15 protein-coding genes are annotated in these 16496 nt (G+C 34.7%); 6 read left to right on the forward strand and 9 right to left on the reverse strand.

Translation table 11 applies throughout. From position 1 onward, the window contains the following. Positions 1 to 8 precede the first annotated feature (8 nt). From ACT3CE_RS13050 to ACT3CE_RS13070, 5 genes are all read right to left on the reverse strand, one after another. Positions 9 to 1589, reverse strand: coding sequence for an ArnT family glycosyltransferase (locus ACT3CE_RS13050; protein WP_444710209.1), 1581 nt, complete (start codon positions 1587 to 1589; stop codon positions 9 to 11). Positions 1590 to 1689: 100 nt separating this feature from the next. Beyond that, complete coding sequence (locus ACT3CE_RS13055) at positions 1690 to 2346, reverse strand: lipid-A-disaccharide synthase N-terminal domain-containing protein (RefSeq protein ID WP_444710210.1); 657 nt, start codon at positions 2344 to 2346, stop codon at positions 1690 to 1692. Further along, positions 2346 to 3074, reverse strand: coding sequence for a glycosyltransferase (locus ACT3CE_RS13060; protein ID WP_444710211.1), 729 nt, complete (start codon positions 3072 to 3074; stop codon positions 2346 to 2348). Before ACT3CE_RS13060 ends, ACT3CE_RS13055 begins: the two co-directional genes overlap by 1 nt. A 72-nt stretch (positions 3075 to 3146) precedes the next feature. Further along, positions 3147 to 4403, reverse strand: coding sequence for a sensor histidine kinase (locus ACT3CE_RS13065; protein ID WP_444710212.1), 1257 nt, complete (start codon positions 4401 to 4403; stop codon positions 3147 to 3149). 1 nt (position 4404) lies between these two features. Then, a complete protein-coding gene (locus ACT3CE_RS13070; RefSeq protein ID WP_444710213.1) occupies positions 4405 to 5088 on the reverse strand; it encodes a response regulator transcription factor in 684 nt (227 codons plus the stop codon). Positions 5089 to 5216: 128 nt separating this feature from the next. Here ACT3CE_RS13070 and ACT3CE_RS13075 point away from each other — a divergent pair, with 128 nt between their 5' ends. Then, positions 5217 to 6554: a YihY/virulence factor BrkB family protein gene (locus tag ACT3CE_RS13075; RefSeq protein ID WP_444710214.1), complete on the forward strand. Its 1338-nt coding sequence runs from the start codon at positions 5217 to 5219 to the stop codon at positions 6552 to 6554. Positions 6555 to 6633: 79 nt separating this feature from the next. Continuing rightward, the gene (locus ACT3CE_RS13080) at positions 6634 to 6867 is read left to right on the forward strand and encodes a zinc-ribbon domain-containing protein (RefSeq protein ID WP_320117847.1); all 234 of its coding nucleotides are present in this window, start codon (positions 6634 to 6636) and stop codon (positions 6865 to 6867) included. Positions 6868 to 7116: 249 nt separating this feature from the next. On the opposite strand, the gene ACT3CE_RS13085 is transcribed toward ACT3CE_RS13080, so the two are convergent. After that, on the reverse strand, positions 7117 to 8391 hold the full coding sequence (locus ACT3CE_RS13085; RefSeq protein ID WP_444710215.1) for a KamA family radical SAM protein: 1275 nt from the start codon (positions 8389 to 8391) through the stop codon (positions 7117 to 7119). A 484-nt stretch (positions 8392 to 8875) separates the two neighbouring features. Here ACT3CE_RS13085 and ACT3CE_RS13090 point away from each other — a divergent pair, with 484 nt between their 5' ends. The 4 genes from ACT3CE_RS13090 to ACT3CE_RS13105 all read left to right on the forward strand — a co-directional run bounded on the left by ACT3CE_RS13090 (position 8876) and on the right by ACT3CE_RS13105 (position 12612). Then, complete coding sequence (locus ACT3CE_RS13090) at positions 8876 to 10132, forward strand: peptidase U32 family protein (RefSeq protein WP_444710216.1); 1257 nt, start codon at positions 8876 to 8878, stop codon at positions 10130 to 10132. A gap of 45 nt (positions 10133 to 10177) precedes the next feature. Further along, positions 10178 to 10681 (forward strand): TlpA disulfide reductase family protein, encoded by a 504-nt coding sequence (locus tag ACT3CE_RS13095; protein WP_444710217.1) that lies wholly within the window; start codon positions 10178 to 10180, stop codon positions 10679 to 10681. A gap of 10 nt (positions 10682 to 10691) precedes the next feature. Beyond that, the gene (locus tag ACT3CE_RS13100) at positions 10692 to 11486 is read left to right on the forward strand and encodes a DUF2797 domain-containing protein (RefSeq protein WP_444710218.1); all 795 of its coding nucleotides are present in this window, start codon (positions 10692 to 10694) and stop codon (positions 11484 to 11486) included. A gap of 109 nt (positions 11487 to 11595) precedes the next feature. Then, positions 11596 to 12612 (forward strand): branched-chain amino acid aminotransferase, encoded by a 1017-nt coding sequence (locus ACT3CE_RS13105; RefSeq protein WP_444710219.1) that lies wholly within the window; start codon positions 11596 to 11598, stop codon positions 12610 to 12612. A gap of 119 nt (positions 12613 to 12731) precedes the next feature. On the opposite strand, the gene ahpF is transcribed toward ACT3CE_RS13105, so the two are convergent. The 3 genes from ahpF to ACT3CE_RS13120 all read right to left on the reverse strand — a co-directional run bounded on the left by ahpF (position 12732) and on the right by ACT3CE_RS13120 (position 16423). Then, positions 12732 to 14291, reverse strand: a complete 1560-nt coding sequence (gene ahpF / locus ACT3CE_RS13110) for an alkyl hydroperoxide reductase subunit F (RefSeq protein ID WP_444710220.1) — start codon at positions 14289 to 14291, stop codon at positions 12732 to 12734. 65 nt (positions 14292 to 14356) lie between these two features. Next, on the reverse strand, positions 14357 to 14920 hold the full coding sequence (ahpC, locus tag ACT3CE_RS13115; RefSeq protein WP_444710221.1) for an alkyl hydroperoxide reductase subunit C: 564 nt from the start codon (positions 14918 to 14920) through the stop codon (positions 14357 to 14359). Between the two features lie 279 nt (positions 14921 to 15199). After that, positions 15200 to 16423 (reverse strand): aminotransferase-like domain-containing protein, encoded by a 1224-nt coding sequence (locus tag ACT3CE_RS13120; protein ID WP_444710222.1) that lies wholly within the window; start codon positions 16421 to 16423, stop codon positions 15200 to 15202. Between the last annotated feature and the right edge of the window lie 73 nt (positions 16424 to 16496).

The raw sequence follows: 16496 nt of genomic DNA on the forward strand, positions 1-16496 counted from the left end.
TATGTTTTTTATTTTGAGGCGATGTTTTGATCATTATTAAGCGGTGTTACAATGCTGACATACTTTTTGAAATGCTCTTTATTTCTTCTTTTTCCAGTTCTTTGTTTATTGTTATCAAAATGATCGATAATTGTAAGCTTCATATTTTTTTTTTGATCTTCTGAGAATAAATCTTCAGGATTTTCTGTCGAAATCACGACAAAGGAATTTTCCTCAGGAAAGTTTTTCTGGGTTTTCAGATTCCATTCACGAACTTCTTTACCTATTTCATAAATCAGTTCGATTCGCAATTCATACGCTCCAATTGTATAATAATTTAAACTTGAAATTTCAGGATGATTTTGAACTTCGGCTATGTTTTTAAAATTTGAATTTCTATTCAGAATTCCTCCAGTATGTGGAATTATAAACACAACAACGACAAGTAAAAGTGTTGTTGTTCCTAAAAGCATTCCTTTGATACTTTTATTCATCCAACAAAGCATTAGAGAAACGGAAATAAGCTCGGCAAATATGGAGAAAAGAGCAAAAGCTCGAACCGACATTAATTTGTGTTGATGGAACATTAAAAAGACTGCAATTGGCAAAGCAAATGCGACTAAAGCAACGGTCCAGATATTAATTCCAAAGAGAATACGATCTATTTTTTTAGAATTGTTGTTTTTAAAAACCAGGTATAAATGATGAAAGAAATGTCCTGCTAATATTGCACTTGGTATTAAAACGGGTAATAAGTAACGATCTTTTTTCTCAGGTAAAAGGGAAAGTAATACAACCGATGAGATGGTCCAAATTAACGCAAATTTGTATTCCTTTTTTGCTTGAAAATTTTTCAATGCATAAGGAACCAGAAGGCTTGTGAATATTGCAAGAGTCCAAATTCCAGATTGAATGGGGAAATTCCAATAATAGTAAAATGGCCGCACATGTCGGTTCATCCAAGAACCTGATTCTAATTTAGCAACAGCCGCTGCTTCAGGAGCATGGGCAATGGCAATATAAATTGGCCACCAAAAACTAATTCCAGCAAAAATTACTAAAGAAAGAAGTAAAGGCTGCCATTTTTTAAAAATAATTTTACCTCCGTAAATCCAGCAATAGGCTATTAAAAAGGGAATAAGTAAGGCAAAAAAGGCAACGGGCCCTTTGCTTAAAAAAGAGAGGCCCAGTAAAATTCCTGCACCGATGAAAAAACCATAAGCTTTTGTATTCTTGCTCCATGCTTTATGCAAAAGCCAAATGGCTCCTAGCATAAAACTATGGCAATAGATATCCCATGTTCCAGTTCGGCTCATGTATAGAACATAGAAGCTAGTGGTAAGAATTAAGCTATTAATTAATGCTTTGTTTTTGTTTCCATTTAAGCTAATGGTAAACCGATACATGAACAGAACCAAAAGAGAGCCCATTAACCCTGCTGGAAATCGCAACAAACTAAGGTTTTCCATTCCAAACCATGTACCAAATAATGCTGTAATCCATGTTGGTAAAGGAGGTTTCGCTAATCGTAATTCTCCATTCATAGTTGGTACTAACCAGTTCCCTTTCTCAATAATTTCACGAGCAGTAACAAAATTTCGTGCCTCCATGATATTTACGAAGAATTCGCTATTGAAAAGAAAAAAAGAGATGTAACAGGCTACAATAAGAATAAATGCATGGCTGTATCGATTGTTATCTAAAATTGAATCAAGCTTCATTTTGATTCCCTCCAACTTCTAGTTTCATATTGTGTTTTCTAATGAGCATGATGTTGCGGATATAAACCAGTAAACCAAATCCTTGCCCAATTAATAGAACAGGATCGCTACGATAAATTGCATAAGATAAGATCATACAAGATCCTACAATACTAATGAGCCAAAATCCCATTGGAAGGCAAGATTCTCCCTTACGTTCGGAGTAAATCCATTGATAAATGAACCGGAATGTGAATGTAATTTGTCCAGCAATTCCCCAAAATACAAGCCAAAGGGGAATGTATTTGTTCTGAAACAACTGTTGGTAATAATGATCCCAATGATGTAATATGCTTACAACAGCAATAAAAGGCGTTGTTAGGGCGATTATGCGAGTTGCCAAAGGAAGTTTTTTCCACTGATTTTGCAGCTGAAGGTTCCTAATGTAGATAGTGTAGGCAATAATTTGTCCGAGAATAATGGCAAAATCATCCCTTAATAAACCGTAAATAAAAAGTAGCCAGGATGCAAGGATACTCAATTGCCAAAAGATTGTTGGCGAAAGGGAATCACCAGCTTTTTCAGACTTAATCCACTGCATAATTAAACGTGCTGAAAACAAAGCCTGAGAAAGGAATCCGATTAAGTAAATGTATAGGTTCTCCATTATCCCTGATTTGTAATTTCGTAATTGATGTAACGTTTTTTCATCCATCGGTAAGCAAAACAATCTTTAAAAGGACCAATCATTCGGTTGAACAAATGGTATTTTGCTTCACCAGCAATTCGCGGAAAATGTTGAACGGGAACTTGCTTTATCGCTCCATCTTGTAGCATAATCAATGCAGGGATAAATCGGTGCATTCCTGTGAAAAATGGGATTTTTTTTGCGTATTCACTTTTCATTATTTTAAGTGGGCAACCAGTATCTTCGGCAGTATCTTTGGTCATGTATCGGCGAAAACCGTTGGCAATTTTAGAACTCATGTTTTTTACAAAACTGTCTTTTCGGTTTTGGCGAACACCAGTAACTAAGGCATAATCGTGACGGTATTCCATTAATAAATCAAAATCGAAAGGAGTGGTCTGTAAATCAGAATCGATATAGCCAATAAAAGGAGTGTCGGAAGCATCAATTCCAGCCTTTATTGCGGCACTTAAGCCCATGTTTTTGCTAAGTTGTAAATAGTTGTATTGCTTGGAATACTTGCAAATAGATTCAATTAGCATCTGACTGCAATCCGAGGAACCATCGTTAACAAATAAAACTTTTGATTGATATGAAGATTTGGATAAGTAGGAGTCAAATTCTTGTTTTACTCGTTCTAAATTTTCTTCCTCGTTAAAAACAGGGACAATAATCGTTAATTCAAATGTGGAGGCGTTGCTGTTCATTTTTAGATCAGTTAAATACTCTATTCCAATAAAAATCATGGAACAAAGCAAAATAACAGATCTAACAAAAAGCTAACAAATGGGCAATTTGAAAGTGAATAAGTGTTTAAAATTCTTAAAAGAATAGTGAATGGTCATGCCATAATGGTCGGCAATCTTTTTAACGAGAGCGAGGCCTATTCCAGTAGATTTACTGCTTTCACTTTCTTTGTAAAATCGATTGAATATTGATTCGGGGTTTTTTATTGGACTTTCTCCAAAATTAGAAATGCTGAATTGATTTTGAGTTATTTTTATTTCAATAATCTTACTACTCGGACTGTAATTTATAGCATTGGTTGTAATGTTCTGAATTAGAAGGTTTGCCAATCGCATGTCCATTTTTACCAAGCAATCTTGTGGAGCATTAATATCTACAATTAGGTTGCGATCGTAAAGAATATCTTCCAGATTTTCAATTCGCAATTTAATGAGCTGATGTAGAGATACTTCCTCCGTTTCGTTGAATTGTCCATGATCTATTTTTGCCAAAAGTAGTAGTGCTTTTGTAATTCCTGATAATCGATCGGCGGAAAGGTAAATTTCTCGGATGGATTGAATTGTTTCAATTTTTAAATCTTTCTCAGAAAAGAGATTTTCGCATTTATTTCTAATAATTGCAAGTGGTGTTTGTAATTCATGAGCTGCATTGGCTGAGAATTCTTTTGAGGCATGATAATCTTTTTCCAATCGATTAGACATGTTGGTGACAACTTGATTCAGATCATCAAATTCATCTATGCCAGTTGTATTCAATTGTAATTTTTCATTAGAACGGAACGAATAATTCTTTAATAAATCCACATTTTTATTAAATGTTTCCCAAAGAATTGCATTCATTTTATGAGTAAACAATAGAACTAATACAAATATTAATCCTAATACTGTTGAAATTAAAGCGGTATACAAGGAAAAAATATCATCAAACTCCATTAGCATTTGCCGGGTAATGATCTTATAATGTTTCCCATTAATTGTTTTGTAAGCAGTGAATTCTCTATAGGGAAGTAGTTCGTCTTCATTTGCTTCGTAGATTAATGTATCTTTGGACGATTCAATTCCTATTTCAGAATACAAAATTTCTTTGGCAATGTCTGTTGGATAAGCACTGTGAAAATTGCCTTCTCTTGCTATTGTTTCAGCAATTACCTCTGTTTCCAGTTTTAATTGTTGATCCATTTCATCTTTTAAAATGTAGTTGCTCATTAGAATGATAACTACATCAGCTATTAAAAAAATGAATATTCCATATTTGAAATAGGTTCTGTTTATTTTAGAGAGTAGCTTCATTTTAATGGATTTCTAGTTTATAGCCAAAGCCATGAACTGTTTTAATGTAATTTTCGCCAGTATGTGTTTTAATTTTTTTTCTTAGTCGGTTAATGTGAGTGTAAATAAAATCAGAATTATCCATAAAAACAGAATTTTCGCCCCAAACATGTTCAAATAAACTTTCTTTCGTTAAAACGCGACTTTCATTTTCTATAAAATAAAGTATTAAATCATATTCTTTTTTACTAAAATCCACATGTTCTCCCGATATTTTTACCGTTCGGTCTGTAGTTTCAATCTCAATTTCTTCGTACCTAACATTGGTTTTATCAGTATGGAAATTTCTACGTAGGAGAGCATTAATTCGAGCAATTAATTCGGATAAATGAAATGGTTTTACCAAATAATCATCAGCACCTAAGTTTAAACCATCAATACGGTCTTCCAATTTTTCACGTGCCGAAATAATAATCACACCAGTGTTTTCCCAAATAGATTTTATAAAAGAGATACAATCTAAGCCATCGCCATCGGGTAGGCCCAAATCGAGCAGAATTATAGGATAAAATTTTTTATCAAAAATTTTTTTTGCCTTAGTAATTGTGGTTGCTTGGGTACAATTAAAACCAGATTTTTCAAGAAATTCAACAATGGTTTTCAATAAACTTATATCATCTTCAATTATTAAGATTTCTTTTTTCATATCTTATTTTCCATTTCAGATTGCACTTAACAAACTTACGAAAAGCAAAGAATATTTTAGGTATGGAGAATTATTTTCCAATTTTCTTTAAATTTACCTTGAGAAACCAATCATAAAAACCTTTACGGATGAATAAAATTCGCTATTATTTTGATTTTATAATGAACTTCTTAAGTAGGGGTGTTTGGAATATGCGTTTGAAAGAATTATCGGGACACCGGTATTTTCTTATACGTCAATTGCGAATTTACCTGTTGGCTATTAAAGGGTTTTACGAGGATAAATGTCAGTTAAGAGCTTCGGCATTAACCTTTTACTCTGTATTGTCGGTGGTTCCTGTTTTAGCAATGGCATTTGGTATTGCTAAAGGTTTTGGCTTGGGCGAAAAGCTCGAGAAGGAATTGGTAACCAATTTATCAGGGCAGCAAGAAGTCTTAAGGTTTTTAATGGATTTTGCCAATAAAATGCTGGTAAATACCGAAGGTTCGTTAATTGCTGGATTGGGATTTGTGATTTTATTTTGGTCGGTTATTAAAATGTTGAGCAATATCGAAGAATCGTTTAACGATGTTTGGCAAATTAAAAAAGCTCGAACCTGGGGACGAAGATTTAGCGATTATACGGCGATTATGATATTTGCACCCATTCTTTTAATTGGTTCGAGTGCAGGAACAGTAGTTCTTAAAACAATGATTCAGGAGTTTACTAAGGGAAATACACTATTAGAAGCTGTTGGTCCTTACCTTACCTTTCTTATTAATTTGGCACCTTTCTTTCTGGTTTGGGTTTTGTTTACTTTGCTATACACTTTTATGCCCAATACACATGTTAAATTTAAGTCGGGCTTGATAGCAGGAATTATAGCCGGAACAATTTATCAGGTTTTTCAGGTTTTGTACATCGAATTTCAGGGAATGGTAACTACCTACAATGCTGTTTATGGTAGTTTCGCAGCTTTACCATTGTTTTTAATGTGGTTGCAATTAAGTTGGTTAATTGTTCTTTTTGGGGCCGAAATATCATTTGCAGAACAAAATGTTGAAAATTATGAATATGAAGCTGAATCGACCGAAATATCTTATGACTATAAACGCTTGCTAAGTTTATATGTATTACATATTATTGTTAATAATTTTGAGAGAAATGAATCTCCTTTGCTTTCGCAAGATATATCGCATAAGTTGGAAATGCCTATTCGTTTGGTGCGTGAAATTCTCTTTGATTTAAATAATTCGGGTTTAATTTCAGAACTAGTTACCGATACCGACAAGCAAATGGCTTATCAGCCGGCATTCGATATTAATAAAATGACAATAAATAAAGTAACTGATGTTTTAGAAAAAGCAGGTTCAGATAATATACCCGTATTAGAAACAGATAGTTATTCTCAGCTTAAAAATTTAATGGACGAATATCGACAATCGGTTTCACTCGATCAAAAAGAGACTTTATTGAAGGATATATAAATAATTAGCAATTAAGAATGATTAATTAGTAATTTCTTTATTTTCAAATTTTATATCTCACATTTCATATCTAGTTAACATGATTTTTATTTTTGGAGCAAACGATAAAGTCCTTGAAAGACAACAGCAATACGCACAAGAGCATTGTAGTAATTGCAACAATACCACCAATTGGATATTGGAAAAGAATGCAACTTATGCAAGTCTTTTTTTTATCTCGGTTTTACCGATAAAAACACGTTATATTTACTATTGCCCGATTTGTAAAAATGGACGCAAACTCGAAAAAGAGGAGTATGAAAGAATGAGGTAAGATTAATTTAAATAGTTCATTAATAATACTTCAAATCGAGTGTAAGGTTTCGGTAATGAATAGATTAGTAATATGATAATAATTAACGTACCTTACCTTGTTTTTCGTGTTTAACAATTTAGTATAATCAGTTTATACCTACTTAATGTAGGATCTTTCTACAGAAAATATCTTCAGATTAAAAAATACCTGTCAGTTTTTTTTAATCTGACAGGTCTAATTATAATATTTTAATTCTGCATAAACAGATTACTCTTCGTAGAAAAATTTATCAGCGAAAGCTGGTTTTAAATCATCTAACCAAAGCGCTTTAGCATCGTATTTTGCAAAGAATGGTTTGCCTACCCAGTCGGAGTTTCTTCCCTGAATAAAGTTAAGGACAAATACCTTTTCACCATTAATTTCGGTAACACCAGCAACTTGTACTTTACCAGGATGAGCCGACATACTTGGTCCGCGAACGGTACGGCAGACTCCGCTAACCTGAGTGTAAGCTTTTCGGTAAATATTATAAGCTTCCTCAAGACTTACAGCAAAATATTCCTGAGCACCTGTTTCGCGCGCAATAAACATGTAATAAGGAATCATTCCCCAGTCTACCTGTTTTCTCCACATGCGGGCCCACATATCACCATCGTTGTTAATGTGTTTCATTATTGGCGACTGAGTACGGATAACAGCACCAGTAGCACGAATTTTTTTAACCGCTTCGGCAACTGCTTCGGTACTCATTTCGTTAATGTGATTAAAATGTGCCATTATAGACAAATTCAATCCATTATCGCTAATTTTTTTGAATACATCTAGTAATTGCTGTGCATCCTCGTCGGTAGTATATCGGTATGGCCAGTATCCCAGAGTTTTTGTTCCAATTCTTATGGTTCTAAGGTTTGGAATATCGGCTGCAAGAATCGAATCGATATAATTCTCAAACATTTTCGATTTCATTATCATAGGATCTCCTCCGGTAAATAGTAAATCGGTTATTTGAGGATTTGTCCGTAGGTATTCGATAACCAAATCAACCTGTTTCATGGCAAATTTAAGCTCATCAATACCGGTGAATTGTGGCCAGCGAAAACAAAAAGTACAGTAGGCATGACATGTTTGTCCCTGCGAAGGAAAAAACAACATGGTTTCCTGATATTTGTGCTGAATACCAACTAGTTTAACACCATTTAATTCTGGAACATTATGAACCTGTCCGGCAGGATTAGGGTTCAGCTCCATTCTTATTTGATTGGCTGCTTTTGTAATCTCGGGCCGAGAAGCACCACTTCTAATTAATTCGGCCATACGATTATAATGTTTGGCCGATAACATATCTTTCTGAGGAAAAGTAAGGATGAAAATAGGATCTTTTTCGAAATTATTCCAATCAATTAATTCATCAATTACATAGTTATTTACTTTAAATGGAAGAACCTCTCCAACCACCTCAATATCAAAAATCTGTTCTTCACTCAAATTACAAATCTGAGGAATTTTCTTAAAGGTCTTCAGTGTGAAAGCTCTATACTTCATAGGCTAATATCCGGTTTTGATGTTTTAACAAGCAATCGTGTTGTGAAACGATTGCATTAGCTGCAATATGTAATTCAAAATCAAGCTATTGGGATATGGTAGCGCCGTAATGTCGTTAACTCAAATAGAGTTAATGGCTGCAATTGAGATTCCCAAATCATTAAGATAGGGAAAAATGAGATATATTCCATGTAAACTGTTCACCATCAGCCGTAATAGGAAGACTATAACCTCAGTGTATCAAATAGCTGTGGCACAAAAGTATATTAATTAAAAGTCTTAAACAAGTGCGTTTTGTTCTTCTAAAGTTAGCAAACTTAAGGATTTAACTTTTTTTGCAGGCTTTAATTTGTTTTGCAGGAATCACTCATAAAGATTACTTTTGCTGAGAATCAGGAGGAAGGTGCATGAATTTAGAAATGCTTATTTAACAGGCGATTCGTGTATTCTAAATAGTAATTTTCTGATAATAGATATAATTTTAATGAAAAGAAGCGAAATAGAGTTAATGGCACCAGTAGGTTCGTACGAATCTTTAATGGCTGCTATTCAAGGGGGAGCCAATTCGATATATTTTGGCATTGAGCAATTAAATATGCGGGCACGATCTTCAAATAATTTTACAATTGAGGATTTGCACAAAATTGCCGCATTGTGTACCGAAAAAGGACTTAAATCATATCTTACGGTAAATACAGTTTTATTCGATCATGATATCAGGTTAATGTATAAGATTGTAGATGCCGCTAAAGAAGCTGGTATTACCGCAATTATTGCATCAGATGTGTCGGCCATTATGTATGCACGATCAATTGATGTGGAAGTTCATATTTCTACTCAGTGCAATATAACCAATACAGAGGCAGTTAAATTTTATTCTCAATTTGCCGATGTAGTTGTTTTGGCTCGCGAATTAAACCTGAATCAGGTAAAAGGAATTTATGAGCAAATTATAGCTCAGGATATACGCGGACCCAAAGGTGAATTAATTCAAATTGAGATGTTTGCTCACGGGGCACTTTGTATGGCTGTTTCTGGGAAGTGCTATTTAAGTTTGCACGAGAAAAATTCCTCGGCAAACAGGGGAGCCTGCATGCAAACCTGTCGAAAAGCCTATACCGTTACCGAAAAGGAATCGGGAAATCAGCTCGAAATAGATAATGAGTACATTATGTCGCCAAAAGATTTGTGTACCATTGGTTTTATAAATAAAATGCTTGATGCAGGAGTTCGAGTTCTTAAATTTGAAGGTAGAGCCCGATCTCCCGAATATGTAAAAACAGTTGTTAGCTGCTATAACGAAGCTGTTGATGCTTATTTGGATAAATCGTACGGAACAGAGAAAATTAATGAGTGGATGGAGCGTTTATCTACTGTTTTTAATCGTGGATTCTGGAATGGTTACTATTTAGGACAAAAGCTGGGCGAGTGGAGTAATGAATATGGTAATCGGGCAACTAAACGTAAAATGTTAATTGGTAAGGGAACCAACTATTTTACCAAGATTAAGGTTGCTGAGTTTTTGCTTGAATCGAACGAACTTAAAGTAGGAGATGAGATCCTGATTACCGGACCAACAACAGGAGTAGTGGAAACTACAATTAAAGAAATTCGTGTAGATCTAAAATCGGTAGAAAAAGCTGTAAAAGGTGACAGTTTTTCAATTGCTTTGGATACAATGATTCGACGTTCGGATAAGCTATACAAAGTAGTTGAAGTTACTAATGATTTGATTCAGTAAAGAAATGTATAGACGCACGGTTGTGAGTCTCTAGCACAAATAAATATGAAAAAATTACTTTTTACATTCGTTGCACTGCTTGCAGTATCAACTTTATTTGCCGATAATTATCAGGGCTCATTGCTAAAAAAAGGAGATCGGGTTCCTGATTTTACAATTAGCACGATTAATGGAAAAAAAATTGCCATAAGTGAATTAAAAGGCAAAGTTGTGTTACTTAACTTTTTTGCAACCTGGTGTGGACCGTGCATGAAAGAGTTACCCGAGGTGGAAAAACAATTGTATCCTAAATTTAAAAATGAAAATTTTGCCATGATTTCTATTGGCAGAGAGCATACAAAAGCAGAGCTTTTAAGCTGGAACAAGAAGAAAGGTTTTAGTTTTCCCATCGCAGCAGATCCAAAACGAGAGGTTTATGCAAAATTTGCAAGTCAATACATTCCTCGTAACTTTATTGTCGATAAAAAAGGTAAAATTATTTGGCAGGGAGTAGGCTTTAGCCAGAAGGAATTAGACCAGATGATAAAAATCATTAAGAATAACTTGTAAAAAAGTAAACATGCAAGGGAATATAAGAAAAATGCATACCAAATTAGGAGAGACAGTTAGTTATAAATTACCAATTGGTAATGAGTTGATTGATATGAACTCTTTAATTGGTAAAAAAATAAGCTTAAGCTATTTGGGTCAGATAAACTGTATTCATTGTGGAAAGAGAACAAAAACCTCCTTTGCACAGGGATATTGTTATTCTTGTTTTACCACATTGCCACAAACCGATCCGAGTATTGTTCGTCCCGAGCTGGATTTATCATATCTGGGAATATCCAGAGATATGGAATGGGCAAAAGAGAATTCCCTTAAGCCTCATTACGTATATTTGGCTTATTCCGGAAACTTAAAAGTAGGAGTAACCCGCGAGAGTCAGGTACCTACCCGATGGATGGATCAGGGAGCTACCAAAGCCATAAAATTGGCAAAAACACCCAACAGGCATATTGCCGGAGTAATAGAGGTAGCTTTAAAGGAGCATTTTTCTGATAAAACCAACTGGCGTAAAATGTTAAAGCAGGAAAATTATACTGATATAGATTTACTTGCCGAGAAGAAAAAAGCAGCAGGTTTTCTTCATGCTGAACTAAAACAATATGTTTGCAACGAGGATGAAATATATGATATCGCATATCCGGTAAGAGAAACTCCTGATAAAATTACAAGTATTGGTTTTGAGAAACTTAAAGATTATTCGGGAATTCTGAAAGGAATTAAAGGACAGTATCTTATTTTTGAAACTGGTAAAGTTATAAATATTCGTAAACACAACGGTTATCTTGTCGAATTGAAAGTAGAATAGTTATAAATGTAAGAAATTGTAGGTAAAAAGATGAAATTTCTTAATACATTTGCATAACAAATAATACTTAAATATTACAAAACAATAATCGCAAAATTCATATCTCAAAATGGAAAACATAAACTGGAAAGAATTTGGTTTTGGATATACTAAAACCGACTACAATGTTCGTTGTAACTACCGCGATGGAAAATGGGGAGAACTGGAAGTTTCATCTTCAGATCAGGTTAACGTGCACATTGCTGCTACCGGATTACATTACGGACAGCAAGCATTCGAAGGTTTAAAAGCATTTAAAGGTCCTGATGGAAAAGTTAGAGTATTCCGTATCGAAGAAAATGCAAAACGAATGCAATCTTCTTCTCATGGAATTATGATGGCCGAAATGCCTATTGATTTGTTCGAAGAGGCAGTTATTAAGACTATTAAACTAAACGAAAGATGGATTCCTCCTTATGAGTCGGGGGCATCTCTTTATATTCGTCCTGTTCTTTTTGGTAATGGCGCTCAGGTGGGAGTTAACCCTGCACCAGAGTATACATTTGCAGTATTTGTAATGCCGGTAGGTCCTTATTTTAAAGAAGGATTTAAACCAACCGATTACGTAATTTATCGCGAATACGATCGTGCAGCTCCTCAGGGGACAGGTACAATTAAAGTGGGTGGTAACTATGCTTCTTCATTGCGTGGAGGTACTCGTGCTCACGAAGAGGGATTTTCGGCAGTATTATTCTTAGATGCAAAAGAAAAAAAATACATCGACGAATGTGGTCCTGCTAACTTCTTTGGAATTAAAGGAAACTCATACGTAACACCAAAATCGAACTCAATTTTGCCTTCTATCACAAACAAAAGTTTGTGTCAGATTGCCAAAGATATGGGTATGACTGTTGAGCGTAGAAAAATCGAAGTTGAAGAATTAGCTGATTTTACCGAGGCAGGAGCTTGTGGTACTGCAGCTGTTATTTCTCCTATTCGTAAAATTGTTGATGCCGATAAAAAAGTAGATTACGTTTATGGCGATGAGGCTGGTAAAACTAGTTTTAAACTATACGAAACACTTCGTGGTATCCAGTATGGAACTGTTGAAGATAAGCACAACTGGAATACAATTATTGAGTTTTAATCGATAAAAGTATCATTCCATTAGTAAGATAAAGAAAGAGCATCTGGAGTTTCCTGATGCTCTTTTTGCTTGTTGTTTTTATGCTGTAGTGCCTAAAGGCGAAAAGATTTTTTAAGTTATTAGTTTGCCAATAGTAAGCCTTTTATTTTGTCATCGAAAGCAGAAAGAGCAGCTTTTGAACCTTCTCCCATTGCAATTACAATTTGCTTGTAAGGAACAACTGATACATCGCCAGCAGCATATATTCCTGCCTGATTAGTTCTGCAATGAGCATCAATTTCAATTTCACCAATTCGGTTGGTTTTTACAGTATCTGCGAATACTTTACTATTGGCAGTTAATCCTATCTGAACAAAAACACCATCGGTTGATACAATTTCTACTTTTCCTGATTCTCTGTCTTTGTAGGTAAGAGAAGTTACTTTGTTCCCATCACCATCAATACTTAAAGTTTCGGCATTAGGAGTGATACTTACATTCGATAATTCTTTAATCTTATCCTGAAGAACTTGGTCGCCTTTTACTTCATTCATAAACTCAAGGACTTGTACTTCTGTGGCGATTGCCGATAGATCAATTGCAGCTTCTAAACCAGAGTTTCCTCCACCAATAACGACAACTTTTTTTCCTTTGTAGAAAGGACCATCGCAATGGGTACAAAAAGCGACTCCAGCACCAATGTAATCACTCTCCCCAGGAATATTTAATTTTCTCCAACTTGCACCAGTTGCAATAATAAGAGCAGGTGTTGTAAGTGTTTCGTTTAAAGATGTTGTGAGTATTTTTACACCGTCTACGACTTCTAAATTTTCTACCATACGATTGTCTAAAATATCAATAGGGTAGTCGTTAAGGTGCTTCATTAGGTTGCCAGACAGTTCAGAACCTGTTGTTTTAGGAATAGAAATCATATTTTCGATAGAAACCGTTTCGGTTACCTGTCCGCCAATTTTTTCAGCTACAATAGCAACCGAAAAACCTTTACGTGCAGAGTATATTGCCGCAGAAACACCAGCTGGTCCGCCACCGGCAACAATTACGTCATATTCTTTATTTTCCTGTGCTTGTGGATTGTAGTCACTTCCAAATTCTTCTTCAATTTTCCCCAATAGTTCTCCTAAAGATGAACGGCCAACATGTAGTTGTTTGCCGTTGGCATACACACTAGGTACTGCCTGAATATTTAATTCATCAGCTTCTTGCTGGTTAATTGCTCCATCGATAATTTCGTGAGAAATATTTTTATTGAGGAATGCCATAATGTTTAATGCTTGAACAACATCAGGACAATTGGTGCAGGAGAGTGAAATAAAACTTTTTATTTCAATTTTTTGTGAAATACCTTGAATTCTTTTGGTAAGCATTTCATCAGGTAGGTTTTTGCCAATTCCATCCAAATTTAAAACAGCTAAAAGTAAGGTGGTAAATTCGTGTCCGTTAGGAACTGCTTTGAATGTTACATTGGTGTTTTTGTTGTTTTTTAAGATGGAAAAAGAGAGTCCTGATTCTTCTTGTACATCTAAATTTACTTTGTCTGTACAAGATGCAACATCGGTTAAAAGGGATATCAGTTCTTCTCTATTGGGATGAGAAGAAGCTACTTTTATTTGAAAAATATATTGATTTTTGAGGGATGCAAATAAATCAGTAACCTGAGTTTTTATGGATTGTTCGAGCATTGTTTTTTGATTTTGAAAAAACTGCCTCTAAAAATAAAGATTAGAGGCAGTTTTAAAGGTTATTCTTATATTTTACCAACAAGGTCAATATTAGGCTTTAAAGTTTCATTTCCTTCTTTCCATTTTGCAGGACATACTTCCGAAGGATTTTTAGCAACAAATTGTAGTGCTTTTAGTCTTCTAAGTAACTCTTCAGCATTTCTACCAACATTACCTGCAACAACTTCGTAAGCAACAATTTCCCCTTCAGGATTTACAATGAAAGTACCTCGCTCGGCCAATCCAGCTTCTTCAATCATTACATCGAATCCACGAGAAAGAACTCCTGTTGGGTCTGCAAGCATAGGATACTGAATTTTTTTAATGGTATCAGAAGTATCGTGCCATGCTTTATGAACAAAGTGAGTATCCGTTGATACAGAGTAAATTTCGGTACCTGTAGCCTTAAATTCGGGATAAAGATTAGCAAGATCTTCTAATTCAGTAGGACATACGAAAGTAAAATCTGCAGGATAAAAGAAAAATACGGACCATTTACCTAGTAAATCTGATTTTTTAACGCTTTTAAAATCGTTGTTTGCAAATGCTTGAACTTCAAAATCTACGACTTGTTTTCCAATTTGTGACATGCTATTATTTTTTTAATATGATTATTTACTGTTTTTATTTGTAACAAATGTACAAGGATTTGCCATATAAATCAAATAGATAATAAATACAAAACGATAGATAATATCAATAACATACAACCAAAGGTCTAATTGTCAAGACAATGTGGCTATTTAAAATTTGAAATGGCTGTAAAAATAAACGGGCACAAAGTAAATTGTGCCCGTTTCTCTCATTGTAAGGTGAGAATTAGGATTTATAAAAAATGTTTGTGATTCGATTGGTATCGAAAACAAACGTTAAACTTCAACATTGTTTTGCAATAGCAATTTAATAGATTCTGCAATACGTTGTACTCCAATTCTGTTATTTTTTTCATCCATAAATGAGAAATTTATTCTCATGGTATTTTTTCCGCTGCCATCGCAATGGAAAACAGATCCTAATACAAAAGCTACTTTTTTTTCAATTGCAATTTTAAAAAGATCTTCGGCATCCATATCTTTAGGTAAACTAAGGAACAAAAACAAACCACCTTCGGGATGAGTCCAGCTAACACCATCAGGCATAAAATCTTTAAAAGCCTGAATCATTACGTCTCTTTTTTTACGATACATGTCGATTATAAGTTTTAGATTTTTATCAAAGTATCCTTTCTCGATGTATTTAGCGGTAATTTTTTGAGTGAAGGATGCAGTACACAAATCGGTACTTTGTTTTGCTTTTACAAATTTATCAATCACCTTCTGATGAGCCATAAGCCAACCAATTCTAAAGCCTGGGACGAATATTTTCGAGAAAGTTCCAAGTGTAATAACATGTCCGGTAGTATCAAGGTCGTACATCATTTTTTGCGGTTCTCCTTCGAAACGAAGCTCCCGATACGGGCTGTCTTCAACAATTAGGACATTGTATTTTTTTGCGATCTCTATAATTTCCAGTCGGCGAAATTCGGGCATGGTAATACCTGCGGGGTTTTGGAAATCGGGAATAACATATATGAACTTGGCTGTTTCCTGCTTGTTTTGCATTTCTATTAAACTTTTTTCCAGCAAATCGGAACGCATTCCATATTTATCGAACTCTATTCCAACAGGAATTCCTCCATAGCTCGAAAAAGCACTTAAACCACCTAAATAGCTTGGGAGTCCGCAAATAAATTTATCGCCTCTGTTTAATAATATTTTACCAGTAAGATCAAGTCCCTGTTGCGACGAGCTAAGAATAATTAAGTTGTCGCTTGTAATTTCTAATCCTTGCTGCACATATCTTTCGGTTAGTATTTCGCGAAGTTTATGATCTCCTTCTGTAGCGCCATATTGCAAAGCACATTTTCCATCTTCATCTAAAACTTCGCAGGAAATTTCTTTTAATTCCTCAATTGGAAAAGAGTCAGGAGCAGGTAAGCCTCCGGCAAAAGAGATGATGTCTTCGCGTTGTGTAAGTTTTAGTAATTCTCTGATTACTGATCGTTTCATTCCTTTGGCGCTATCGGAAATGCTTTCTTCGAAATTTGTAATCATTGTTTCCCCCTTTTTTCGTTAGTGTGGTGATATTAAACTAAAAATGTGGTAATTCCAGTAGTAATAAATTTAC

The organism is Marinifilum sp. RC60d5 (genome assembly GCF_052400665.1).
Lineage (GTDB): Bacteria > Bacteroidota > Bacteroidia > Bacteroidales > Marinifilaceae > JBQTGK01.

Coding starts and splice junctions, on each gene's coding strand:
- ACT3CE_RS13100 (WP_444710218.1), top strand. CDS start 10,692: ATGCAAGGGAATATAAGAAAAATGCATACCAAATTAGGAGAGACAGTT.
- ahpF (WP_444710220.1), bottom strand. CDS start 14,291: ATGCTCGAACAATCCATAAAAACTCAGGTTACTGATTTATTTGCATCC.
- ACT3CE_RS13105 (WP_444710219.1), top strand. CDS start 11,596: ATGGAAAACATAAACTGGAAAGAATTTGGTTTTGGATATACTAAAACC.
- ACT3CE_RS13050 (WP_444710209.1), bottom strand. CDS start 1,589: ATGGAGGCACGAAATTTTGTTACTGCTCGTGAAATTATTGAGAAAGGG.
- ACT3CE_RS13060 (WP_444710211.1), bottom strand. CDS start 3,074: ATGAACAGCAACGCCTCCACATTTGAATTAACGATTATTGTCCCTGTT.
- ACT3CE_RS13080 (WP_320117847.1), top strand. CDS start 6,634: ATGATTTTTATTTTTGGAGCAAACGATAAAGTCCTTGAAAGACAACAG.
- ACT3CE_RS13120 (WP_444710222.1), bottom strand. CDS start 16,423: ATGATTACAAATTTCGAAGAAAGCATTTCCGATAGCGCCAAAGGAATG.
- ACT3CE_RS13090 (WP_444710216.1), top strand. CDS start 8,876: ATGAAAAGAAGCGAAATAGAGTTAATGGCACCAGTAGGTTCGTACGAA.
- ACT3CE_RS13075 (WP_444710214.1), top strand. CDS start 5,217: ATGAATAAAATTCGCTATTATTTTGATTTTATAATGAACTTCTTAAGT.
- ACT3CE_RS13065 (WP_444710212.1), bottom strand. CDS start 4,403: ATGAAGCTACTCTCTAAAATAAACAGAACCTATTTCAAATATGGAATA.
- ACT3CE_RS13095 (WP_444710217.1), top strand. CDS start 10,178: ATGAAAAAATTACTTTTTACATTCGTTGCACTGCTTGCAGTATCAACT.
- ACT3CE_RS13085 (WP_444710215.1), bottom strand. CDS start 8,391: ATGAAGTATAGAGCTTTCACACTGAAGACCTTTAAGAAAATTCCTCAG.
- ahpC (WP_444710221.1), bottom strand. CDS start 14,920: ATGTCACAAATTGGAAAACAAGTCGTAGATTTTGAAGTTCAAGCATTT.
- ACT3CE_RS13055 (WP_444710210.1), bottom strand. CDS start 2,346: ATGGAGAACCTATACATTTACTTAATCGGATTCCTTTCTCAGGCTTTG.
- ACT3CE_RS13070 (WP_444710213.1), bottom strand. CDS start 5,088: ATGAAAAAAGAAATCTTAATAATTGAAGATGATATAAGTTTATTGAAA.